The organism is Umezawaea sp. Da 62-37, assembly GCF_032460545.1.
GTDB lineage: Bacteria > Actinomycetota > Actinomycetes > Mycobacteriales > Pseudonocardiaceae > Umezawaea.
The window spans coordinates 8,705,687-8,728,548 of record NZ_CP135965.1 but is presented as its reverse complement, the minus strand read 5'-3'; the positions used below and the strand labels follow the sequence as shown (position 1 = coordinate 8,728,548).

The window sequence follows — 22,862 nt, the reverse complement described above, 5'->3', positions numbered from 1 at the left end:
ACCTCCACATGACCGACGTGATCTCCGTGGAGATCGTCCGCACGCCGAACCAGGACCAGGTCGACACGATCGTCGGCGAGCTCGTCGCCGACGGCGTGGCCGGCCGGATCGCCTCCCACGACGCCACGCTGTGGGGTGCCGAGGCGGAGTCCGAGTCGGCCATCCGGCTGGCCTGGACGTCGCTGCACGAGACGTCCCGGCCGCTGGTCGACGAGATCCTCGCGCTGCGCGCCGAGCTGCACGCCGAGGGCGTGGACCGGGTCGTGCTCGCGGGCATGGGCGGCTCCTCGCTGGCACCCGAGGTGATCACCGGCACGGCGGGCGTCCCGCTCGTCGTGCTGGACACCACGGACCCGGCGCAGGTGGCCGACGCGCTCGCGGGCGACCTCCAGCGCACCGTGATCGTGGTGTCGTCGAAGTCCGGCGGCACCGTCGAGACCGACAGCCACCGGCGGATCTTCGCCAAGGCGTTCACCGACGCGGGCATCGACGCCGCGTCGCGCATCGTCGTGGTGACCGACCCCGGCTCGCCCTTCGAGGCGCTGTCGGGGGAACTGGGCTACCGCAAGGTGTTCCTGGCCGACCCGAACGTCGGCGGCCGCTACTCGGCGCTGACCGCGTTCGGCCTCGTGCCGTCCGGTCTCGCGGGCGCGGACATCGGCGGGCTGCTCGACCAGGCCGCCGGCGCGGCCGAGCTGCTGACGGCGGACTCCCCCGACAACCCCGCGATCGTGCTGGCGGCGACGTTCGGCGCGGCGCACGCCCACGGTGCGGAGAAGGTCGTCTTCGCCGACACCGGCTCGGGCATCAAGGGCTTCGCCGACTGGGTCGAGCAGCTGATCGCCGAGTCCACCGGCAAGAACGGCACCGGCCTGCTGCCGATCGCGGTCGACGGACCGGGCGCGCCCGGTTTCGTGGACGCGCGCTCGGACGCCACGACCGTCGCGATCGGCCCGGCCACCGGGTCCTCGTCGGTCTCGGTGGACGGCTCGCTCGGCGCGCAGTTCCTGCTGTGGGAGTACGCGACCGCGATCGTCGGCCGGGTGCTGGGCATCAACCCGTTCGACCAGCCGGACGTGGAGGCCGCGAAGAAGGCCTCCAGGGCCTTGCTGGACGCCCCGGCCTCGGAGCCGGTCACGCCGCTGTTCGTGGAGGGACCGGTCGAGGTCCACCCGAGCGGCGACTGGCTGCCCAAGGACACCAAGACCGTGTCGGACGCGCTGAAGGCGCTGTTCGCCGCGGCGCCGGAGCACGGCTACGTGTCGATCCAGGCCTACCTCGACCGGCTCGACGACGCCTCGTTCGCGTTGCTGCGCCCCGAGGTCGCCCGCCAGTCGCACCTGCAGACCACGTTCGGCTGGGGTCCGCGGTTCCTGCACTCCACCGGGCAGTACCACAAGGGGGGACACCAGAACGGCGTCTTCCTGCAGATCACCGGTGCGTCCGAAGTGGACCTCGAGGTCCCGGAGCGGCCGTACACGCTGAGCGTCCTGCAGCTCGCCCAGGCACTGGGCGACGGCCAGGTGCTCGCGAGCCGCAGGCCGGTGCTGCGACTGCACCTCACCGACCGCGTCGCCGGACTGGCGCAGCTGGTCGAAGCCATTCAGGAGGATGGTTCGTGAGCTCGAGCACCAAGTGGCGCAACCCGTTGCGCGACCCCCGCGACAAGCGGCTTCCCCGCATCGCGGGGCCGTGCGGCCTGGTGATCTTCGGTGTGACGGGTGACCTGTCGCGCAAGAAGCTCATGCCCGCGATCTACGACCTGGCCAACCGCGGCCTGCTGCCGCCGGGCTTCGCGCTCGTCGGCTTCGCCCGCCGCGACTGGGCCGACCAGGACTTCATGGAGGTCGTGCACCAGGCGGTCAAGGAGCACGCGCGCACTCCGTTCCGGGAGGCCGTGTGGGAGCAGCTCGCCGAGGGCATCCGGTTCGTGCAGGGCAGCTTCGACGACGACTCGGCGTTCGACAACCTCGCCACGACGATCGCCGACCTCGACCGCGAGCGCGGTACCGGCGGCAACCACGCGTTCTACCTGTCGGTGCCGCCGAGCGCGTTCCCGCTGGTGATCAACCAGCTGAAGCGGTCCGGGCTGGCCTCGCCCCCCGGTGACAACTCGTCGCAGTGGCGCCGGGTCGTCATCGAGAAGCCGTTCGGCCACGACCTATCGAGCGCGAAGCAGCTCAACAAGATCGTGAACGACGTCTTCCCCGAGGAGTCGGTGTTCCGCATCGACCACTACCTCGGCAAGGAGACCGTCCAGAACATCCTGGCGCTGCGCTTCGCGAACCAGCTGTACGAACCCATCTGGAACGCGAACTACGTGGACCACGTGCAGATCACCATGGCCGAGGACATCGGTCTCGGCGGTCGCGCGGGGTACTACGACGGCATCGGCGCGACCCGCGACGTGATCCAGAACCACCTGCTCCAGCTGCTGGCGCTGACCGCGATGGAGGAGCCCGTCTCCTTCGCGCCGTCGGACCTGCGGGCGGAGAAGGTGAAGGTCCTCTCGGCGACCAGGCCGGTGGAGCCGTTCGACGAGACGAGCGCGCGCGGCCAGTACACCGGTGGCTGGCAGGGCGGGCAGAAAGTGCTCGGTCTGCTGGAGGAGGGCGGTTTCTCGCCCGAGTCGAAGACGGAGACGTTCGGCGCCATCACCGTCGGGGTCAACACCCGGCGTTGGGCGGGCGTGCCGTTCTACCTGCGCACCGGCAAGCGCCTGGGCCGTCGGGTGACGGAGGTGGCCGTGGTGTTCAAGCGCGCGCCGCACCTGCCGTTCGACGACACCGCGACCGAGGAGCTGGGCCAGAACGCGCTCGTCGTGCGCGTGCAGCCCGACGAGGGCGTGACCATCAGGTTCGGCTCGAAGGTGCCGGGCAACACGATGGAGGTCCGCGACGTCACGATGGACTTCGGCTACGGCCACGCGTTCACCGAGTCGTCGCCGGAGGCCTACGAGCGGCTCCTGCTCGACGTGCTGCTCGGCGAGCCGTCGCTGTTCCCGAAGAACGACGAGGTCGAGCTGTCGTGGGAGATCCTCGACCCGATCCTGGAGCACTGGGCCAAGAAGGACGAGCCCGCTCTGGAACCGTACAAGGCGGGCACCTGGGGTCCGCCGTCCGCCGACTCGATGGTGGCCCGCACCGGGCGCAACTGGAGGCGACCGTGATCATCGACCTGCCGTCGACGACCACGTCACGGATCAACAGCAAGCTGGTGCGGCTGCGCGACGAGGGTGGCGCGGTCACGCTCGGGCGCGTGCTGACCCTGGTCATCGTCACCGACGACGGCGAGAAGACCGAGGAGGCCGTGGAAGCGGCCAACGAGGCCAGCCGCGAGCACCCCTGCCGGGTGATCGTGGTGGCTCGCGGCGCCCGCAAGGCGTCGCCCCGGCTCGACGCCCAGATCCGCGTGGGCGGTGACGCGGGCGCCAGCGAGGTCATCGTGCTGCGGCTCTACGGCGAGCTGGCGGACGAGGGCGCGAGCTGCGTCGTGCCGCTGCTGCTGCCCGACACCCCCGTGGTGGCGTGGTGGCCCTTCGAGGGGCCCGCTGTGCCGTCGAAGGACCCGATCGGCGTGCTCGCCCAGCGGCGGATCACCGACGCCGCCGCGGAGAAGAACCCGATCAAGGCGTTGGAGAGCCGCAAGGCCGCGTACACGCCGGGCGACACGGACCTCGCGTGGACCAGGTTGACGCTGTGGCGCGCGATGCTCGCCTCGTCGCTCGACCTGCCGCCGTACGAGAAGATCGTCGACGCCGAGGTCAGCGGTGAGGCGGACTCGCCGTCCACCGAGCTGCTGGCGGCGTGGTTGGCGTCCGGGCTGAAGATCCCGGTGAAGCGCACCAAGGCCGTGCGCGGCGAGGGCATCTGCAACGTGCGGCTGGACCGCAAGTCCGGCCCTGTCGAACTGTCCCGTCCGGACGGTCGCGTCGGCACGCTCGTGCAGCCCGACCAGCCCGAGCGCCGGGTCGCGCTGCAACGCCGGTCCATCCGGGACTGCCTGGCCGAGGAGCTGCGCAGGCTCGACCCCGACGAGGTGTACGAGCTGGCGCTGAAGTCGTTGGGCAAGGTCGTCCGCGGCCGCGCCCCGGCGACCAAGCCCGTGGCCCGCAAGCCCGCGGCGAAGCCCGCCGCCGCCAAGGTCCCGGCCTCCGCGAAGGCGGCGGCCAAGGCCGAGGCCGAGTCGAAGTCCGAGCCGGAGTCGAACGGCGCCGCGGCGCCGAAGGCGGCGAAGAAGCCCGCCAAGGCGAAGGCGGGTTCGTGAGCGACCCGCGGGTGGTGGTGCACCGTGACGGCGACCTGCTGGCCGCCGCCACGGCCGCCCGCCTGGTGACCCGGCTGGTGGACGCGCAGGCGGCGCGCGGGCGCGCGTCGCTCGTGCTCACCGGCGGGCGCACCGGCACGGCGGTCCTGGAACACCTCCGCGCGCTCCCGGCGGTGCACGCGGTCGACTGGGGCGAGGTCGACCTCTACTGGGGCGACGAGCGCTTCCTGCCCGCGGGCCACCCCGAACGCAACGAGACCCAGGCACGGGCCGCCCTGCTGGACCACGTCCAGGTGGATCCGGCTCGCGTCCACGCGGTGGAGCCGTCCGACGGCCGATTCGGCGACGACCCGGACGCGGCGGCCGACGCCTACGCGGACGTGCTGGCGGCCGCGGCCGGTTCGGAGGACGGCGGTTCCGCACCGACGTTCGACGTGTTCCTGCTGGGTGTCGGCGAAGAGGGCCACGTGGCCTCGATCTTCCCCGACTCCCCCGCCGTGCACGAGCGGGAGCGCTCGGTGGTGGCCGTCCGCGACTGCCCCAAGCCCCCGCCCACCCGCGTCTCCCTGACGCTGCCCGCCATCCGCCGGGCCCGCGAGGTCTGGCTGATGACCACCGGCGAGGCCAAGGCCGAAGCGGTGGCGATGGCCCTGACCGGCGCGGACGAGGTCCAACTCCCCGCCGCCGGCGCAACCGGCCAACACCGCACCCTCTGGCTCCTCGACACCACCGCCGCATCCAAAGTCCCCACCTAACCCCCGCGAGTCGAACCTCCAGACACCCCGTGTCGAACGCCCAGACACCCCGAGTCCTTCACCCACGCACCCTGGTTCCGCCGTCCAACGGGAACCTGGGTGTCTGGAGGTTCGACACGGGGTGTCTGGGTGTTCGACTCGCGGGTGGTCAGGCCGGGTGGATGGTGGAATTGCCTGCCTCGACGATGAAGGACGCGGTGGTGGTGACGGGGGATTGCCGGACTTCGATGGTGGCGACGTTGCGGATGTCGGTGCGCCACTGGTCGCGGTCGACCTCGCAGCGCAGGTAGCCGCGCTTGAGGCCGTCGAAGTACTTCACGTGCGGGTTCAGCGACGGGTTGGCGGCCTTCACCGGGCCGTCCAGCGCCACCGGGAAGTCGGAGCTGATCGACGTGCCGACGAACTCCGCCGCCACGGGCGCCGAGGCCGGGTCGTCGAAGTTCGTCCGCAGCTCGTTTACCCACGTCGAGTGGATGTCACCCGCGAGGACGACCGGATTGGCGACCGCGGCTTCCTCCACGAACCGCAGCAGGCGTTCGCGGTGCGGCTGGTACCCGTCCCACTGGTCGAGGTTCACCACGGTCGGCGGGACGTGCGGCGGGAACGGGTTGGGCAGCCGGGTGCGGGCCATCATGACCTGCTGCGCGATCACGTTCCACCGCGCGGGCGACCCGGTGAGGCCCTCGTTCAGCCACGCCTCCTGCTCGGCGCCGGTGAGCGTGCCCGCCGTGTTGCCCGCACCGGGCTGCTCGGGGCCGATGTTGTCGGGGAACCCGCCCGGCTGCTGCGTCCGGTACTGCCGGGTGTCCAGCACGTTGAGCCGCACCAGGGTGCCGAAGTCGAACCGCCGGTAGATCCGCAACCCGCCGGAACTCGGCACCAGGGTCGCCCGGATCGGCATGTGCTCGTAGTACGCCTGGTACCCGGCGCCCCGCTGGAGCGCGAACTCCTCCGGCGTCTGGTGCTCGGCTCCGGTGTCGTCCGCCTCGTCCACCAGCCCCGCGTAGTTGCTCTCCACGTCGTGGTCGTCCCAAGTGGACACGAACGGGTGCGCGGCGTGCGCGGCCCGCAACGCCGGATCCCCCTTGTACTGCGCGTGCCGGGCCCGGTAGTCGGCCAGCGTCCGCAACTGGCCGAGCCCCGGCGTCTCCGGTGTGGTGTGCACCCGATCCGCGAACCGGCTGCCGGGATCGTTCTCGTAGATGTAGTCCCCGAGGTGCAGCACCACGTCCAGGTCCTCTTCGGACAGTCCGACGTAGGCGGGCCAGTACCCGTTCTGGAAGTCCTGGCAGCTCACCACCCCCAGCCGCAGCCGCTGATCCGACCCCGTGGTCCGGGTGCGCCCCACCGGGCTCACGTCCGCGCCGGTCCGGAACCGGTAGAAGTACTCCCGGCCGGGGAGCAGCCCCCGCACGTCGACGTGCACCGAATGCGCCAGTTCCGGCCGTGCCGACGCCACCCCGGACCTCACCACCCGGCAGAACCGCTCGTCCTCCGCGATCTGCCACCCCACCGCGACCGCGCGGTCCGGCAACGGCGCCTCCCGCACCAGACGGGTCCACAGCACGACCCCGTCGGGCAGCGGATCACCGCTGGCCACACCCAGCAGGAACGGACCGGCGGTCTCCGCGAGCGCCGACGGCGACCCGACCACCACCGCGCCGACGGCCGCGGCCGCCCCCACCAGCGCCTTGCGCCTGCTCAGAACGAACTCCGACATGGATGCTTCCCCCTTGATCATCCCCGGTTGACGCCCGCACCATAGCGAACGCCCGGACGACCGCCGACGAACTCCAGCCAGCCGTCTCAGATACCACGCAGCAGATCGCCCTGGCGTTCCATCAGCGCCACGACGTCCGCCGGGTCCTCCACGGGCAGCGGGTAGACCAGCAGCCGGTCCACGCCCAGGTCCCGGTACCGCGCGGCGTCGTCCGCGGGGAACTCCACCGGCTCGACGGGCATGAAGGTGATCTCCAACTTCCCCAGCCGGGCCGGCCGTTCCACCTCCGTCGCGGCCTTCGCCAGGCCCGCCAGGTGGGCTTCCAGGTCGGCCGGGCTAGTGCCGTTGCCGATCCAGCCGTGCCCTCGGGCGACGGCGCGGCGGAACGCGGCCGGGCTGTGGCCGCCGACGTGCACCCTGGGGCCGCCGACCGGGCGGGGATGGGCGTCGACGTTGTCGAACGAGACGTACTTCCCCTGGTAGCTCGGGTTTTCCTGCGTCCACAGCGCGGTCATCGCGTCGAGGTACTCGTCGGTGCGCCGACCCCGGTCGGCCATCGGCACGCCGATCGCGGTCATCTCCGGCTCCAGGTACCCGACCCCGACCCCGAGGTGCAACCGACCACCGCTGAGCACGTCGAGGCTGGCGGCCTGCTTCGCGAGCACCACGGGGTTGCGCTGGGGCAGGATGACGATGCCGGTGCCGAGTTCGAGCCGGTCGGTGACGGCGGCGACGAAGGCCAGGTGCACCAACGGGTCCAGGATCGGGTCGAGCGGATCCATGGGGGTGTCCTGGGTGCGCGGGGTGGGCAGGACGACGTGCTCGCCGACCCACCACGACGTGTAGCCGAGTTCCACGGCCTTGCGGGCGAGCTTCGCGGTTTCCCCTGGGCCGACCGCCGCTTTGGCGTTGAGGCCGAACACACCGATGTCCATGCGCCCATCGTCGGCCGGCCACCACCCGGACGTCCAAGACCCGCTGCAATAACCTGCGGCTATGGATGTGCGCGTACTGGACCTGCGGTACTTCGTCGCGGTCGCCGAGGAGTTGAGCTTCACGCGCGCCGCCGTGGAACGGCTGTTCGTCTCGCAGCCCGCGTTGAGCAAGCAGATCAGGCAGCTGGAGACGTCGCTGCGGACGAGGCTGTTCGACCGCGACCGGCGCGCGGTCCGGCTGACCGCGGCGGGCGAGGAGCTGCTGCCGAGGGCGCGGGCGATCATCGAGCAGTGGGACGCGGCCCGGCGGGCGGTCGTGGAGGTGGGCACGACGACGCTGACCGTGGGTTTCCAGACCCGGATCGGCCGCGGGCTGATCCCGTCGGTCACGGCGCGGATGGGCGCGGAGCTGCCCGACTGGCGACTGCACTTCCGGCAGGTGTCGTGGGCCGACTCCACGGCCGGGCTCGGCGGCGGCGACGTGGACGTGGCGATCGCCTGGCTGCCGGTCCCCGACCACGGCGACTTCGCGTGGCGGGTGGTCAGCACCGAGGAGCGGTGGGTGGCGCTCCCGCTGCGGCACCGGCTGGCCGAGGCCGACGTGGTGCCGTTCGGTGAGCTGCTGGACGAGCCGTTCATCGCCCTGCCCGCCACCGCCGGGGAGCTGCGCGACTTCTGGCTGGCGACCGCGCACCGCGAACGGCCGGCGAAGGTCGCCGCCGAGGCGGCCACGTCCGACGAGACGTTCGAGGCGGTCGCCTCCGGGCTCGGGGTGGTGCTGCTCGCGTCCGGCAGCGTCGAGCCGCGCGACGACGTCGTCTACCGGGCCGTCACCGGGCTGCCGCCGAGCGAGCTGGCCGTCGTGTGGCGCGGGGCCGATCGGCGGGAGGCCGTGCGGGTGTTCGTCGAGTCCTGCGTGCGCTGTTTGTGCGCTTGACGTGTGCGTCCGCACATTTGTGCCATGTTCTGCGGACTCAAACGTCCCGTTCCCGTGTTCGACTCGTCTCCATGGGTAACGGGGCACGTCAGGTGCGCCGGGGTGAAGGGGCGGCCATGCCAACCGTGACACCGGCGCAGTACGGTGAGGATCGGCAGTTGGGTGACTCTGGAGGTCGGGTCCTGGTCGGCAACGCGGTGCGGCGACGCCCCGACGCCGACATGTCCGCCACACCGGTCGCACCCGCGGAACCGCGGGTCTCGACCAGGTGGGCGTGGTTCACCAAGCACCGCCAGCTGCTGCTGGACGTCGCCGCGGTGCTCGTCGGCGCCGCCGACGTGTGGCTCGGCTACAGCTGGAACCGCGACGCGGAGCTGTACTCGCTCGTGCTGTCCGGCGTCGCCGCCGCGGCCCTGGTGCTGCGCCGCAAGTTCCCGTTCCTCACGCTGCTGCTGACCGTGCCGGGGTTCTTCGTCGGCTGGTCCGAACTGGCGGCGATGATCGCGCTCGGCACGGTCGCGCGGCGCAAGGCGCTGGGGTGGCAGACGATCGTCGGCGCGGCACTGGTGTGGGCGGCCCGGTTCTTCTGGTGGCCGCCGGACAAGTTCCTCGCCGCCGAGTGGCAGCAGCACGTGCACAACGCGATCTACGGGTTCCTCGTCGCCGGGTTGCCGTTGGCGATCGCGTTGCTGGCGCACGCGCGGGCCGAGCTGGCGAACCGGATCGCGGAGCTGGCCGTCAGCCGGGAACGGGAGCGGCTGCTGCACGCCCACGCGATCCGGGCGGACGAGCGGGCCCGGTTGGCGCGCGAGATGCACGACGTGGTGTCGCACCAGGTGAGCCTGATCGCGATGCAGGCCGGGGCGTTGCGGATGGCTTCGGTGGACCAGAACGCGAAGCAGGTGGCCGGGACGATCCGGACGTTGAGCACGCGGACGCTGGACGAGTTGCGGCAGTTGGTGAGCGTGCTGCGGACGACCTCGGGGGACGACTCGCCGCAGCCGGGGGTGGAGGAGTTGGCGCAGCTGGTGGCCGGGGCCGGGATGCCGGTGACGTTGACCGTGCTGGGGACCGCGCAGATGCCGGCGCCCATCTCGGGGGCGGCCTACCGGACCGTGCAGGAGGCGTTGACGAACATCCGGAAGCACGCGAACGGGGCTGTGGTGACCGTCCGGGTGGACTTGGACGACGACGCGCTCCGGGTCGAGGTGCGCAACGGGGCGCCGCCCGCGCAGCACGTGCCCGTGGGTGGGGCACTGCCCAGCGGGGGGCACGGGTTGATGGGGCTGCGGGAGCGGGCGAACCTGTTGAACGGGGTGTTCGAGGCGGGCGCCACCGAGGACGGCGGGTTCCTGGTCAAGGTGGAGATCCCCACCCTGCGGTGAGGTTCGCCCGGAACCGGGCAGCGGCTAGACCGCTGCCCGGCGGCGGGTCGCGACGGCGATGCAGACGGCAGAGGCCGCGCCGAGCAGTCCGCAGGCGATCGTGGGCAGCAGGGCGGGTTCGTTGCGCAGCAGCACCGTCGGCAGGAACCAGACCGCTATCCCCAGGCCGAAGCCCAGCGGGGCGGCGATGACGACCGCGCCCGCGCCCGCCTGTCGTCTGCGCAGTGAGCGCAGGATCGACTCCAGGTAGGCGAGGGTGAACAGGAGCAGGACCGCGCTGCCGACGCCCATGATGCTGAGCATGGGGTTCTGCGGCGGGGTGATCAGGTACTCGCGGTCTTCCGCGCCCGTCCTCACCGTGCCGACCGCCGCGCCGCCGACGATCCAGCGGGTGACGCCCGGCAGTTCGAAACCCGTGTTGGGGTCGGCGGTGACGTCCGCGAGCCCGATGCCCGCCACGGAGACGAGCAGTTGGGCGGACGGGACGTCCGGCAACGGCACGACGACCGGCGCGCTCAGGTCCGCGGGCAGCGTCGTGAGGTTGCGGCCGGTGACGGAGAACGGCAGGACGAGCATGAGGACGGCGGTGAGGGCTCCCGCCAGGGCGAACCAGCGCGGGGTCTTGCGCGGTCGCGCCTCGGCCAGCACGGAGCTGGCGGGGATGAGGGTCTGACTGCCCAGCTGGGGTGCGGGCGTGGTGTGCTCGACGACGGTGGCGCGGACGCGGTTCTGGCCCAGTGCCAGCGTTTCCCTCGGCTGCGTCGGGTGCAGTGACGGCCGGGTGCTGCCGGTCGCGACGGCCGGGGAGAGGTGGACCCTGACGCCGAGGCGGGTGAGCCAGTCGGGGCCGAAGACCTGGGCGGCGGCGCCCGCGAGGTCGATGGCGAACGTCTCGGCGTTGCGGTAGCGGGCCTGGGGGTCCCTGGCGAGGCTGCGCATGACGACCTCGGCGAGCGGGCGGGGGACGGACGGGTCCAGGGGGCGGGGTTCCTGGTAGACGTGGCGCTGGATCATGGCGAGGGCGCCGCCGCCGCTTTCGTACGGCAGCGTGCCGGACAGGAGTTCGTAGAGGACCGTGCCCGCGCCGTAGACGTCGGCGGCGGGGGTGAGCGGGTTGCCGAGCGCCTGTTCCGGGGCGATGTAGGCGGGGGTGCCGAGCACCTGGCCCGCGTGGGTCATCAAGGTGGCGCCCTCGCTGACGACCTGGGAGATGCCGAAGTCGGCGACCTTGAGGACGCCCGACGAGGTGAACAGCAGGTTCTTCGGCTTCACGTCCAGGTGCAGGACGCCGGCGCCGTGGGCGGCGTGCAGGCCGGACAGCGTCGCGAGGCCGATCGCGCAGGCCTGCCCGGCGGTGAGGCCGTCCTCGGTGAACTTGGACCAGACCGTGCCGCCGTCGAGCTTCTCCATGACCAGCAGGTGCTCGCCGTGGTTCTGGACGTAGTCGTAGACGGGGACGATGTGCGGGTGGTCCAACCGCGCGAGCAGGCGCGCCTCGTGCTCGAAGCGGGCGCTCATCTTCTGGTCCTCGGCGAGCAGGCCGGGCAGCCGCTTGATCGCGACGGGCCTGCCGAGGGGGCGGTGCACGGCCGAGTAGACGACACCCATGCCGCCGGAGCCGATCTGCTCGCCCAACTGGTACTGCGGGAGCGCGGCGACCACGCTCGGAGCGATGCTCACACGACACCGCCGGGCGGCAGCGGCCGCGTCACGCGCTCGGTCAGGGGTGCCTCTTCGTGGTCGAAGTCGCGGTCGAACCGGTCGGCCGCCTCGGCGTCACCGGGGTGCGGTGTGAGGTAGCCGAGGCCGAGCGCGATGGCGGCCGCGCCGAGGATGAACGGGATCTCGGCGGTCGGCGACGGGGCCATCAGCTTCAGCACGGACAACGAGATCACGGCGACGAGCCCGGTGCCGATGCCTGCGGGCAGGAAGCGCATCGCGCGCTGCCACCGGTTCGCGGGCAGCCTGCGGCGGGCCAGCGCGAACAGCGCGCCCGCCCAGGACAGCACGGTCAGCAGCAGCACGCCGAGGCCGAACACCGCGTACACCGACCACATCGAGCCGCGCACGTCACCGGTCGCCTCGACGGAGGCGACGACGTCGCGGGCGTTGTCGAGCACCTCGATCTCGGTGGGCAGCAGGCCGGTGGCCTGGCCGCCGAGGTCGGCGAGGTCGAGGACGAACGCGCGGGTGGCGGTCTCCCGCGCGGGCACGTCGAACGGGAGCGTCGTGTCGTAGGCGAAGAAGGTCAGCGCCAGCGCCGTGCCGGACAGCCGGACGGTCTTCACGTGGCGCACGGCGTCCGTCCCGTTGTGGACGGTCACCTCGACCCGGACCGACTTGGCCGAGTCGAGCACCAGCCGCTCGGTCCCGCCGACCGGTTTCCGGTCGACGGTGGCGTCCAGGGTGATCCCGCCATCCGCCGCGGAGGCGGTCTGGACCGACCCCAGGAAAATCCCGCACAACAGGAGTGAACCCGCAACGCCGGACAAACGTCTCACATGGCACCTCGAAGTTCAGCACGGCGTTCTGCGGGCGGATGCTACATTCCGGCGCCGCTGACAGCGACACATTCCGGGAGATGGCATGCGGGCTACCAGGTCCTTGGGTGTACTCGGCATAGCCGTGTGCGCCGTTACGGTGCTCGCGGTCACACCCGCCGTGGCGCAGGTGCCACCGTCCGTGACGGCGTCGCCCAACTCGGCCGCGCCCGGCGACGGGTTCACCGCGACTTGGTCCGACTTCACCTACGTCTGCGCGAAGGGCGACGGCGTCACGATCCTCTGGGACAACCAGCAGGCGATCGGCAGCGGCACGACCGGTCGTTCGCGCGGCGGGTCCGCGGGCGTGGCCGTGCCCGCGGGCGCACCGGCGGGCTTCCACACCGTTGTCGCGCAAGGCGCGTGCAACACGGCGCGGACGACGTTCACCGTCGTGGTGCCGACCCCTCCGACCACGACCACCACTCCCCCTGCCGTCACGACCACCACGACGCCCCCGCCCGTCGTCACGAACCCGGCGCCGACCACCACCACGGCCACGCTGCCGCCCGGCGTGACGACCACGACCACCACGACGACCGACCCCAGTTCGTCCTCCTCGTCAGCCCCGTCGTCGAGCGGCAGCGGTTCCTCCAGCACGCTCCCCCTCATCGGGGACGGCGCGCTGACCCTGGACAAGGACAACATCCAGCCCGGCGAGCCGTTGAACGCGACCGGCACCGGCTGCTCCCCCGGCTCGGACGTCCAGCTCAGCTCGCTCGACGAGGAGGTCGGCAAGGCGAAGGCCGATGGCTCGGGCAAGTTCAGCGCGCCGGTCGAGTTCAGCACGATCGAACCGGGCCGCCACGTCATCCGCGCGCAGTGCGACATCCTGCTGGTCGGCAGCGTCGACGTGTCGCTGACGAGCGCGACCAGCGGCACGTCGTCGACCCTCGTGGTGCTGGTGTTCTTCGTGCTGATCGGGGCCACGATGCTGCGCCGCCAGTTCAGCGCGCTGCGACTGCCCGCCAAGAACTGACGGCGAATCGCTTCCGCACCGAATTGTGCGGAAACGCTTTCCGGAAAACGTCCCATGCGAATGCACGCGCATTCGGCCCAACACACGGCGAAGGCCCGCACCTCGAAAGGTGCGGGCCTTCGCCGTAGTCCGATTTACGGCACTTCGCGCTGCTTGCGCAGCTTGGTCAGCGCCTCCTGGAGGATCGCTTCGCCGTCGGCGTCGGAACGCCGTTCCTTCACGTACGCCAGGTGCGTCTTGTACGGCTCGTTGCGCGGAGGAGCAGGCGGGGCCTGCTCGTCCCGTCCGGCCGGGAGCCCGCAGCGCGGGCAGTCCCAGACCTCGGGGATGTCCGCCTCCATCGCGAACGAAGGCCGTGACTCGTGCCCATTGGCACACCAGTACGACACCCGATTCCGAGGCGCTGACTCACCGCGCTCCGACTCGCCCATCGGACCTGCGCCGACGCGGGTACCGCGAATCGCGTTACCACCAGCCATCGACCCTTACACCCCCACCACGTGGTTGTCCTGCACCTGATAGACCCGAGCTCAGCCGACCTTGACGAGCAGCCCGATCCCGACGATGGCGATGACCCACACCGCGCCGACGAACAGCGTCAGGCGGTCCAGGTTCTTCTCCACGACGCTGGAACCGGACAGGCTCGACTGCATGCCGCCGCCGAACAGCGAGGACAGACCGCCGCCACGGCCGCGGTGAAGCAGGACCAGCAGAATCAGCAGCAGGCTGGACACGATCAAAAGGATCTGAAGGAACAGGATCATTTCTTCCTCGCTGTCAGGCAGTTGACGCCACAGAGTACCGGTTCAACTGCCGAACGTGGACCCACCCTGTGGAAAATGGGGACGAATGGGGATCAGGGTAGTGGACCGCCCGCGGCGAGCGCGCTGAGCTTCGTGAACTCGTCGGCCTGCAGGCTCGCGCCGCCCACCAGGGCGCCGTCGATGTCCTTCTGCGCGATGAGCTCGCCGATGCTGCCGGACTTCACCGAACCGCCGTAGAGCACGCGGACGGTGGCCGCGACCTCCTCGCCGTAGGACTCGGCGAGCTGGACGCGGAGCGCCGCGCAGACCTCCTGCGCGTCGGTGGAGCTGGCCACGCGGCCGGTGCCGATCGCCCAAACGGGCTCGTAGGCGACGACGACCTTCGCGACCTGCTCGCCGGTGAGGCCCTTGAGCCCCTCGACGAGCTGGGTGTTGCAGTGCTCGACGTGGTTGCCCGCCTCGCGGACCTCCAGCCGCTCGCCGACGCACAGGATCGGCGAGATGCCGTGCTTGAGCGCGGCCTTCACCTTGCTGTTGACCAGCTCGTCGGACTCGTTGTGGTACTCGCGGCGCTCGGAGTGCCCCACCGTGACGTAGCTGCAGCCGAGCTTGGCGAGCATCAGGCCCGAGACGTCACCGGTGTAGGCACCGGAGTCGTGCTGCGAGATGTCCTGCGCGCCGTACTTGAGCAGCAGCTTGTCGCCGTCCGTCAGCGTCTGCACGCTGCGGATGTCGGTGAACGGCGGGAGCACCACGACCTCGACCTTGGCGTAGTACTTCTCCGGCAGCGAGAACGCGATCTTCTGCGTCAGGGAGATGGCCTCGAGGTGGTTGAGGTTCATCTTCCAGTTGCCCGCGATGAGCGGCAGACGGGAGGCCATCACTGCTCCAAAACGGAAACGCCGGGGAGTTCCTTGCCCTCGAGGAACTCCAGGGATGCCCCACCACCGGTGGAGATGTGCGAGAACCCGTCCTCGGGCAGGCCCAGCGCGCGCACGGCGGCCGCGGAGTCACCGCCGCCGACGACGGTGAAGGCGTCGCTCTTGACGAGGGCTTCCGCGACGGCGCGCGTGCCGCCGGAGAAGGCCTCGAACTCGAACACGCCCATCGGGCCGTTCCAGAACACGGTGGCCGCGTCGGCCAGCTTGGAAGCGAACAGCTCGCGGGTCTTCGGGCCGATGTCCAGGCCCTCGCGGTCGGCCGGGATCGCGGTCGCGGCGACGACCTCGTGCTCGGCGTCGGCGGCGAAGCCCGTCGCGGCCAGCACGTCGACCGGGAGCACCAGTTCCACGCCGCGCTCCTCCGCCTCGGCGAGGAAACCGCGCACCTGGTCGAGCTGGTCGGCCTGGAGCAGCGAGTTGCCGACCTCGTGGCCCTGGGCCTTGAGGAAGGTGTACGCCATGCCGCCGCCGACGAGCAGCCGGTCGACCTTGGACAGCAGGTTCTTGATGACGCCGAGCTTGTCGGACACCTTCGCGCCGCCGAGCACCACGACGTACGGGCGCTTGAGGTCCTCGGTGAGCTTGTGCAGCACCTCGACCTCGGACAGCACGAGACCGCCCGCGTAGGCGGGCAGCTTCTTCGCGACGTCGTAGACCGACGCCTGCTTGCGGTGCACGACGCCGAAGCCGTCGGAGACGAACGCGTCGGCCTTGGCCGCCAGCTCGTCGGCGAGGGCCTCGCGCTCCGCGTCGACCTTGCTGGTCTCGCGGGCGTCGAAGCGGATGTTCTCCAGCAGCACGACGGTGCCGTCGGCGCCGGTCTCGGTCCCGATCTCGACCGGGGCGCCGAGCAGCTCGCCGAGCCGCACGGCGACCGGGGCGAGCGAGAACTTCGGGTCCGGCTCGCCCTTCGGGCGGCCGAGGTGCGCGGCCACGAGGACGCGGGCACCGGCGCCGGTGAGCGCCTTGATGGTGGGCACCGACGCGCGCACGCGGCCGTCGTCGGTGATCTTGTCGCCGTCGAGGGGCACGTTCAGGTCGGCGCGCACGAGGACGCGCCGACCCGAGACACCCTCGGCGAGCAGGTCGCTAAGAGTCTTCAACGTGATCCTCAGAGCTTGGAGGCGACGAGGTTGACCAGGTCCGCGAGGCGGTTGGAGTAGCCCCACTCGTTGTCGTACCAGCCGACGACCTTGACCTGGTTGCCGATGACCTTGGTCAGCGGCGCGTCGAAGATGCACGACGCCGGGTCCGTCACGATGTCCGAGGACACGATCGGGTCGGTGTTGTAGCGCAGGTAGCCCTTGAGCGCGCCCTCGGCCGCGGCCTGGTAGGCGGCGTTGACCTCTTCGACGGTGGTGTCGCGGCCCACGGTGACGGTGAGGTCGGTCGCGGAGCCGGTGGGGATCGGCACGCGCAGCGCGTAGCCGTCGAGCTTGCCCTTGAGCTCCGGCAGGACGAGGCCGATGGCCTTCGCGGCACCGGTGCTGGTCGGCACGATGTTGATCGCGGCGGCGCGGGCGCGGCGGAGGTCGCTGTGCGGCGCGTCCTGGAGGTTCTGGTCCTGCGTGTACGCGTGGATCGTGGTCATGAGACCGCGCTCGATGGTGAAGGTGTCGTGCAGGACCTTCGCCAGCGGCGCGAGGCAGTTCGTGGTGCACGAGGCGTTGGAGATGACGGACTGGGTGCCGTCGTACTTCTCCTCGTTGGCGCCGAAGACGATCGTGAGGTCGTCGTTCTTCGCGGGCGCCGAAATGATGACCTTCTTCGCGCCACCCTCGTCGATGTGCTTGCGCGCGACGTTCGCGTCGGTGAAGAAGCCGGTGGACTCGACGACGACGTCGACGCCCAGGTCCTTCCAGGGCAGCTTGCCGGGGTCGCGCTCGGCCAGCGCCTTGATGGTCTTGCCGTCGACGACGATGCCCTCTTCGTTCGTGGACACCTCGAACGGCAGGCGGCCGAGGATGCTGTCGTACTTCAGCAGGTGAGCCATGGTCTTGACGTCACCGAGGTCGTTGAACGCGACGATCTCGATGTCGTGCCCGCTGGCCTGAACGGCGCGCCAGAAGTTGCGACCGATGCGGCCGAAACCGTTGACACCTACGCGAACCGTCACGGTGCGTCTCCTCGATACTCGACTGGCGGGTGCGCCAGGGCGTACGGATGGGCTGTACGTGTGGGCTGTCGGAAAGCCACGGCCAGACTATCCCCACCGTTGCGGCGCTGGTCACGTGGACCTACAGGATCTCTTGATCGAGCAAGAAAATCCAGGTTGCGGGGGTGTTAATCCCAGAAGTTGAGCATTGGGGTCCGGGGAGGGGGTGTCGCCTGCCTGAAACCGGGCATGTTGGGCGGGCTGCTCGGAGTCGGACCTGTGGGGCTTCAGTCGGCACCGGGCCCGTGGGGCTTGTCACTCAAAACTGGGCAGCGGTGCCCGCCGTTCTCCGGGTGCGGCCGATTTGACTTGGGGCCCCTCTTCTTGGCCCTGCGGGCCCAAAAGGGGCAGGGGTGAAAGCCTGCCCGCTGAGCGGGTGCAGGGCCAAAAACCCCAAGTCAAATCGGCCGCACAAGAAGCGGGCGCGCTCGCTCCCGTGCTCGACCAGCCAGTTTGCCCGGCTTCGCGGTCGAGGCGGTGGGTATGGCAGTGCCCCGTCCCCGATCGATCGGGGACGGGGCAACTGGGCACGGTCGACGCGGGGTCGGTCAGACCTCGGCTTCGAGCATGTCTGCTGTGACGGCCGACTCGGTGTCGTCCATGCCGAGGTCCTTGGCGCGCTTGTCGGCCATGGCCAGCAGGCGCCTTATGCGTCCGGCAACAGCGTCCTTCGTCATCTGGGGTTCGGACAGTTGGCCGAGTTCTTCCAGTGAGGCCTGGCGGTGGGCCAGGCGCAGGGCGCCTGCGGCCGCGAGGTGGTCCGGGGCCTCCGGGCCGAGGATCTCCAGTGCGCGTTGCACCCGTGCCGCGGCGGCGACCGCGGCGCGGGCCGAGCGGCGGAGGTTGGCGTCGTCGAAGTTGGCGAGCCGGTTGGCGGTGGCTCGGACTTCGCGGCGCATCCGGCGTTCTTCCCAGGCCAGGACGCTGTCGTGGGCACCGAGTCTGGTGAGCATGGCGCCGATGGCGTCGCCGTCGCGGATGACGACCCGTTCGGCCCCTCGGACCTCGCGGGACTTGGAGGCGATGCCCATGCGCCTGGCTGCTCCGACCAGGGCCAACGCGGCTTCCGGGCCGGGGCAGGTGATCTCCAGTGACGAGGACCTGCCGGGTTCGGTGAGGGACCCGTGGGCGAGGAAGGCGCCGCGCCAGGCTGCCTCCGCGTCGCAGACGCCACCGGACACGACCGGGGCCGGTAGGCCGCGTACCGGGCGGCCGCGCGGGTCGAGCAGGCCCGTTTGGCGGGCCAGGCCCTCGCCGTCCTTGACGACCCGGACGACGTACCGGGTGCCCTTGCGCAGGCCGCTGGAGGTGATCGTGAAGACCTCCGACTGGTGCCCGTAGAGCTCGTGGATCTCGCGGCGCAAACGGCGCGCCGTGGACCCGAGGTCAACCTCTGCTTCCACCACCACCCGGCCGGCCACGATGTGCAGGCCTCCGGCGAACCGCAGCAGCGAGGACACCTCGGCACGGCGGCAGCAGGTCTTCGAGACGGCGAGCCTGCTCAGCTCGTCCTTGACCGCCGAGGTCATCGCCATGATTCCTCGCCTCCCCTGTGCTGACTACTCCTGTGGAGCGTTGTACTGGACGCCTGACCGGCGCTTTCACCTGGGCCACCCAACGCGTGGCGCAGACTCGCGGCCAACGCGACGGGGTCGTGGCGCTCCGGTTCGCCCCGTTCCGCGATGGGCGAGAGGAGTGCCGCAGCGCCCAGAGCAGCGGCTGCGCGGCGCAACCGGTCCGGGACGGGCACCGAATCGACGTCCGCGATGATCGCGTCGATCTTGAGATCGGGCGCGTGCTGCCACAGCACGTCGAGGTGGTGCTCCGGCGAGAAGCCTTCGGTTTCGCCCGGTTGGGGGACGAGGTTCAGCACCACGACGCGCTTCGCGGCGGTCGCCTCGAGCGCTTCGCGCAGTTCCGGCACGAGCAGGTGCGGCAGGACGCTGGTGAACCACGACCCCGGTCCGAGGAGCACCACGTCGGCTCCCAGCACGGCGTCGACCGCCTGCGCGCACCCCCGCGCCCGTTCGCCACCGGGACCCCGCAGCCGGATGCGCTGCACCCGGCCTGGGGTGGTGGCGACCGCGACCTGGCCGCGGATGCGCCGAACCTGCGCCGCGTCCTCGTCCAAGCCGATCACGTCCGCCTCGATCTGCAACGGCTGCACGCTCATCGGCAGCACCCGCCCGCGAACGCCGAGCAGCTTGCACGCCTCGTCCAGCACGGCGACCGGGTCGCCCAACTGCTCCAACAGCCCGGCGAGCACCAAATTCCCGACCGCGTGGCCCGCGAGCGCGCCGGTGCCGCCGAAGCGGTGCCGGAACAGGCTGGTCCACAGCTGGCTGGACTCGTCCGTGCCCGCCAGCGCGGCCATGGCCTTGCGCAGGTCGCCGGGCGGCAGCAGACCGAGTTCGCGGCGCAGCCGACCGGACGACCCCCCGTCGTCGGCGACGGTGACCACGGCGGTCACGTCGTCGGTGATCAGCCGCAGCGCGGTGAGCGTCGCGTGGAGGCCGTGGCCCCCGCCCAGCGCCACCGCCCTGAGGTGCCCCGAGCCGCTCCGCCCGGTTGTCGGCCCGGCCGACGGCATTCCCGTCACTCGCGACCCAGATCCCGGTGGACGACCTTCACGGCCATGCCGTCCTCGGTGGCCAGCCGCGACGCCAGCTCCTCGGAGATCGCGACGCTGCGGTGCTTGCCGCCGGTGCAGCCGACCGCGAGGGTCAGGTAGCGCTTGCCCTCGCGCCGGTAGCCCGCGCCGATCAGGCGCAGCAGCTCGTGGTAGCGGTCGAGGAACTCCTCGGCGCCCTCCTGGCTGAGCACGTAGTTGCGCACGTCGCCGTCCAGGCCGGTCTGCTCGCGCAGCTCGGGGATCCAGAACGGGTTCGGCAGGAACCGGACGTCCATGACCAGGTCGGAGTCCATCGGCAGGCCGTACTTGTAGCCGAACGACAGCACCGTGACGCGGGTGCGGGTCGCCGACTCGGTGCCGAACGTGTCCTCGATCTTGGCGCGCAGCTGGTGGATGGACAGCGCCGAGGTGTCCAGCACCAGGTCCGCTTCCTCGCGCAGCGGCGTCAGCAGGATCCGCTCGGACTCGATGCCGTCGGCCAGCCGACCGTCCCCCTGCATCGGGTGGCCGCGCCGGACCGCCTCGAAGCGGCGGATCAGCACGTCGTCGGTCGCCTCCAGGAACAGCACCTTCGGCTTGTAGCCGCGGGCGTCGAGGTCCTTGATGATGGCGGCCAGGTCCTCGGTGAACGCGCGGCTGCGCACGTCCATCACGACCGCGACCCTGGTGATGGCGCCGCGCGCCTGGGCGCCCAGCTCGACCATGGTCGCTATCAGCTCGGGCGGCAGGTTGTCGACCACGAACCAGCCGAGGTCCTCCAAGCACTTCGCGGCCGTGCTGCGACCCGCTCCCGACAGGCCGGTCACGACCGCGACTTCGATGCCGGACTTCTCGCCGGCCGGTGCACTCACGATTTTTCCCCTTCGGTGCTGGCCGCGCCGCTCCCCGCCGTCAGGGACGCGTGCACGGCTTCCGCGGTGCGCCTGCCCACGCCGGGCACACCGCTGATCTCGTCGACGCTCGCCTCGCGGAGCTTTTTGAGCGAGCCGAAGTGCTTGAGCAGAGCCGCCTTGCGGGTCTGGCCGAGACCGGGCACCTCGTCCAGCTCGGAGGTGATCATCCGCTTGGACCGCTTCTGCCGGTGGTAGGCGATGGCGAACCGGTGCGCCTCGTCGCGCACCCGTTGCAGCAGGTAGAGGGCCTCGCTGGCGCGGGGCAGGATCACCGGGTCGGGTTCGCCGGGCACCCACACCTCTTCGAGGCGCTTGGCGAGGCCGATCACGGCCACGTCGGTGATGCCCAGCTCGGCCAGCACGTCCGCGGCGGCCTGCGCCTGCGGGCCCGCGCCGTCGACCACCAGCAGGTTCGGCACGTAGGAGAACCGGCGCGGCTTGCCCGTCTCCGGGTCGATGCCCGGCACCTGGCCGGGCACGTCGTTCGCCGTCTCCCTCAGGAACGCCTGGAACCGGCGGCGCACGACCTCCGCGATCGAGGCCACGTCGCCCTCGTCGGCCGCCTCGCGGATCGCGAACCGGCGGTACTCGGACTTGCGCGCCAGCCCGTCCTCGAACACGACGAGCGAGGCGACGACGTCCGTGCCCTGCACGTGGCTGATGTCCGTGCACTCGATGCGCAGCGGCGCCGTGTCCAGGCCCAGCAGCTCCTGGAGCTCCTGCAACGCCGCCGACCGGGCCGTCAGGTCGCCCGCGCGCTTGAGCTTGTGCAGCTGGAACTGCTCCTGCGCGTTGCGCGCGACCGTCTCCATCAGCGCCCGCTTGTCGCCCCGCTGCGGGACCCTGATCTGCACCTTGCTGCCGCGCAGGTCGCTCAGCCAGCGTTCGAGGACCTCGGAGTCGGCGGGCAGCTCCGGCACGAGCACCTCGCGCGGAACGGCCATGGCGACCACACCGGTGGACTCCGCGCCCTCGACCTGCTCGCCGTAGAACTGGGTGGCGAACTGGTCGACCAGCCCCGGCACGTCGACGTCCTCGACCTTGTCCACGACCCACCCGCGCTGGCCGCGCACCCGGCCGCCGCGCACGTGGAAGACCTGGACGGACGCCTCCAGCTCGTCCTGCGCGAACGCGACCACGTCCGCGTCCGTGCCGTCGCCGAGCACCACGGCCTGCTTCTCCAGCGCCCGGCGCAGCGCGCCCAGGTCGTCGCGCAGGCGGGCGGCCCGCTCGAACTCCAGCTCCTCGGAGGCGGCCAGCATCTCCTTCTCGACGCGGCGCACCATCGCGTCGGTCCTGCCTGCGAGGAAGTCGCAGAAGTCGTCCACGATGTCGCGGTGCTCGTCCGCGCTGACCCGGCCGACGCACGGCGCCGAGCACTTGTCGATGTAGCCCAGCAGGCAGGGGCGGCCCATCTGGCCGTGGCGCTTGAACACCCCCGCGGAGCAGGTGCGCGCGGGGAACACCCGCAGCAGCAGGTCCAGCGTCTCGCGGATCGCCCACGCGTGCGCGTACGGGCCGAAGTAGCGGACGCCCTTGCGCCGGGGGCCGCGGTAGACGTGCAGCCGGGGGTACTGCTCGTTCAGGGTGACCGCGAGGACCGGGTAGGACTTGTCGTCCCGGTACCGGACGTTGAACCTCGGGTCGAACTCCTTGATCCAGTTGTACTCGAGCTGGAGCGCCTCGACCTCGGTGCTGACGATCGTCCACTCGACGCTGGCGGCCGTGGTCACCATCTGGCGGGTGCGGTCGTGCAGCCCGGCGAGGTCGGCGAAGTACGAGTTCAGCCGGGAACGCAGGCTTTTTGCCTTGCCCACGTACACCACACGGCCGCCGGCGTCGCGGAACTTGTAGACGCCGGGAGCTTCCGGGATGGTGCCGGGCGAGGGGCGGTAGGTCGACGGGTCGGCCACGCGACAAGCCTACGTGCGGCCACCGACAGTTCTTCGCGTGGCCGACC

At 71.1% G+C, this 22,862-nt stretch carries 20 protein-coding genes; 7 read left to right on the top strand and 13 right to left on the bottom strand.

Annotated elements, in window-relative coordinates; genetic code table 11:
* Positions 1 to 8 precede the first annotated feature (8 nt).
* The 4 genes from RM788_RS39750 to pgl are packed head-to-tail and all read left to right on the top strand — an operon-like array spanning position 9 to position 5,021.
* Complete coding sequence (locus tag RM788_RS39750; protein WP_315924940.1) at positions 9 to 1,622, top strand: phosphoglucose isomerase-related protein; 1,614 nt, start codon at positions 9 to 11, stop codon at positions 1,620 to 1,622.
* A complete protein-coding gene (gene zwf / locus RM788_RS39745) occupies positions 1,619 to 3,169 on the top strand; it encodes a glucose-6-phosphate dehydrogenase (protein ID WP_315924938.1) in 1,551 nt (516 codons plus the stop codon). Before RM788_RS39750 ends, zwf begins: the two co-directional genes overlap by 4 nt.
* Positions 3,166 to 4,266 carry a glucose-6-phosphate dehydrogenase assembly protein OpcA gene (opcA, locus tag RM788_RS39740; RefSeq protein ID WP_315924936.1) on the top strand — a complete coding sequence of 367 codons (1,101 nt, stop codon included), beginning with the start codon at positions 3,166 to 3,168 and terminating at the stop codon, positions 4,264 to 4,266. The genes zwf and opcA overlap by 4 nt, the downstream gene beginning before the upstream one ends.
* Complete coding sequence (gene pgl, locus RM788_RS39735; RefSeq protein WP_315924933.1) at positions 4,263 to 5,021, top strand: 6-phosphogluconolactonase; 759 nt, start codon at positions 4,263 to 4,265, stop codon at positions 5,019 to 5,021. Before opcA ends, pgl begins: the two co-directional genes overlap by 4 nt.
* 148 nt (positions 5,022 to 5,169) lie before the next feature.
* Here pgl and RM788_RS39730 read toward each other — a convergent pair whose 3' ends face one another.
* Positions 5,170 to 6,741, bottom strand: coding sequence for an alkaline phosphatase D family protein (locus tag RM788_RS39730; RefSeq protein ID WP_315924931.1), 1,572 nt, complete (start codon positions 6,739 to 6,741; stop codon positions 5,170 to 5,172).
* Between the two features lie 86 nt (positions 6,742 to 6,827).
* The gene (locus tag RM788_RS39725) at positions 6,828 to 7,676 is read right to left on the bottom strand and encodes an LLM class F420-dependent oxidoreductase (protein WP_315924929.1); all 849 of its coding nucleotides are present in this window, start codon (positions 7,674 to 7,676) and stop codon (positions 6,828 to 6,830) included.
* Between the two features lie 61 nt (positions 7,677 to 7,737).
* Between RM788_RS39725 and RM788_RS39720 the strand changes: the two genes are divergently transcribed.
* A complete protein-coding gene (locus RM788_RS39720) occupies positions 7,738 to 8,613 on the top strand; it encodes a LysR family transcriptional regulator (RefSeq protein ID WP_315924926.1) in 876 nt (291 codons plus the stop codon).
* A 158-nt stretch (positions 8,614 to 8,771) separates the two neighbouring features.
* Positions 8,772 to 9,998: a sensor histidine kinase gene (locus RM788_RS39715; protein ID WP_315924924.1), complete on the top strand. Its 1,227-nt coding sequence runs from the start codon at positions 8,772 to 8,774 to the stop codon at positions 9,996 to 9,998.
* A 24-nt stretch (positions 9,999 to 10,022) separates the two neighbouring features.
* Here the strand turns inward: RM788_RS39715 and RM788_RS39710 are convergent, their stop codons facing one another.
* Entirely contained in the window at positions 10,023 to 11,678 is a 1,656-nt protein-coding gene (locus RM788_RS39710) for a serine/threonine-protein kinase (protein WP_315924922.1), read from the bottom strand.
* A complete protein-coding gene (locus tag RM788_RS39705; protein ID WP_315924920.1) occupies positions 11,675 to 12,499 on the bottom strand; it encodes a hypothetical protein in 825 nt (274 codons plus the stop codon). Before RM788_RS39705 ends, RM788_RS39710 begins: the two co-directional genes overlap by 4 nt.
* Positions 12,500 to 12,680: 181 nt before the next feature.
* Between RM788_RS39705 and RM788_RS39700 the strand changes: the two genes are divergently transcribed.
* Positions 12,681 to 13,517: a hypothetical protein gene (locus RM788_RS39700; RefSeq protein WP_315924918.1), complete on the top strand. Its 837-nt coding sequence runs from the start codon at positions 12,681 to 12,683 to the stop codon at positions 13,515 to 13,517.
* Between the two features lie 134 nt (positions 13,518 to 13,651).
* Here RM788_RS39700 and RM788_RS39695 read toward each other — a convergent pair whose 3' ends face one another.
* From RM788_RS39695 to uvrC, 9 genes are all read right to left on the bottom strand, one after another.
* Positions 13,652 to 13,996, bottom strand: coding sequence for an RNA polymerase-binding protein RbpA (locus RM788_RS39695; protein ID WP_106196854.1), 345 nt, complete (start codon positions 13,994 to 13,996; stop codon positions 13,652 to 13,654).
* 51 nt (positions 13,997 to 14,047) lie between these two features.
* Positions 14,048 to 14,281: a preprotein translocase subunit SecG gene (secG, locus tag RM788_RS39690; RefSeq protein WP_106196853.1), complete on the bottom strand. Its 234-nt coding sequence runs from the start codon at positions 14,279 to 14,281 to the stop codon at positions 14,048 to 14,050.
* Positions 14,282 to 14,373: 92 nt separating this feature from the next.
* Positions 14,374 to 15,162, bottom strand: a complete 789-nt coding sequence (gene tpiA / locus RM788_RS39685) for a triose-phosphate isomerase (RefSeq protein WP_315924915.1) — start codon at positions 15,160 to 15,162, stop codon at positions 14,374 to 14,376.
* On the bottom strand, positions 15,162 to 16,325 hold the full coding sequence (locus RM788_RS39680) for a phosphoglycerate kinase (RefSeq protein ID WP_315924913.1): 1,164 nt from the start codon (positions 16,323 to 16,325) through the stop codon (positions 15,162 to 15,164). Before RM788_RS39680 ends, tpiA begins: the two co-directional genes overlap by 1 nt.
* Before the next feature lie 8 nt (positions 16,326 to 16,333).
* Positions 16,334 to 17,338, bottom strand: a complete 1,005-nt coding sequence (gap, locus tag RM788_RS39675; RefSeq protein WP_315924911.1) for a type I glyceraldehyde-3-phosphate dehydrogenase — start codon at positions 17,336 to 17,338, stop codon at positions 16,334 to 16,336.
* A gap of 587 nt (positions 17,339 to 17,925) precedes the next feature.
* Positions 17,926 to 18,912 carry a DNA-binding protein WhiA gene (gene whiA / locus RM788_RS39670; protein WP_106196850.1) on the bottom strand — a complete coding sequence of 329 codons (987 nt, stop codon included), beginning with the start codon at positions 18,910 to 18,912 and terminating at the stop codon, positions 17,926 to 17,928.
* Positions 18,903 to 19,967, bottom strand: coding sequence for a gluconeogenesis factor YvcK family protein (gene yvcK, locus RM788_RS39665; protein WP_315934875.1), 1,065 nt, complete (start codon positions 19,965 to 19,967; stop codon positions 18,903 to 18,905). The genes whiA and yvcK overlap by 10 nt, the downstream gene beginning before the upstream one ends.
* A gap of 5 nt (positions 19,968 to 19,972) precedes the next feature.
* On the bottom strand, positions 19,973 to 20,830 hold the full coding sequence (gene rapZ / locus RM788_RS39660) for an RNase adapter RapZ (RefSeq protein WP_106196900.1): 858 nt from the start codon (positions 20,828 to 20,830) through the stop codon (positions 19,973 to 19,975).
* A gap of 26 nt (positions 20,831 to 20,856) precedes the next feature.
* Positions 20,857 to 22,815: an excinuclease ABC subunit UvrC gene (gene uvrC, locus RM788_RS39655; RefSeq protein WP_315924904.1), complete on the bottom strand. Its 1,959-nt coding sequence runs from the start codon at positions 22,813 to 22,815 to the stop codon at positions 20,857 to 20,859.
* Between the last annotated feature and the right edge of the window lie 47 nt (positions 22,816 to 22,862).

Excerpts from the sequence above, each read along its gene's own strand:
- RM788_RS39750 (WP_315924940.1), top strand. The coding sequence starts at position 9 with ATGACCGACGTGATCTCCGTGGAGATCGTCCGCACGCCGAACCAGGAC.
- RM788_RS39730 (WP_315924931.1), bottom strand. The coding sequence starts at position 6,741 with ATGTCGGAGTTCGTTCTGAGCAGGCGCAAGGCGCTGGTGGGGGCGGCC.
- RM788_RS39725 (WP_315924929.1), bottom strand. The coding sequence starts at position 7,676 with ATGGACATCGGTGTGTTCGGCCTCAACGCCAAAGCGGCGGTCGGCCCA.
- RM788_RS39720 (WP_315924926.1), top strand. The coding sequence starts at position 7,738 with ATGGATGTGCGCGTACTGGACCTGCGGTACTTCGTCGCGGTCGCCGAG.
- RM788_RS39695 (WP_106196854.1), bottom strand. The coding sequence starts at position 13,996 with ATGGCTGGTGGTAACGCGATTCGCGGTACCCGCGTCGGCGCAGGTCCG.
- secG (WP_106196853.1), bottom strand. The coding sequence starts at position 14,281 with ATGATCCTGTTCCTTCAGATCCTTTTGATCGTGTCCAGCCTGCTGCTG.
- tpiA (WP_315924915.1), bottom strand. The coding sequence starts at position 15,162 with ATGGCCTCCCGTCTGCCGCTCATCGCGGGCAACTGGAAGATGAACCTC.
- whiA (WP_106196850.1), bottom strand. The coding sequence starts at position 18,912 with ATGGCGATGACCTCGGCGGTCAAGGACGAGCTGAGCAGGCTCGCCGTC.
- yvcK (WP_315934875.1), bottom strand. The coding sequence starts at position 19,967 with ATGCCGTCGGCCGGGCCGACAACCGGGCGGAGCGGCTCGGGGCACCTC.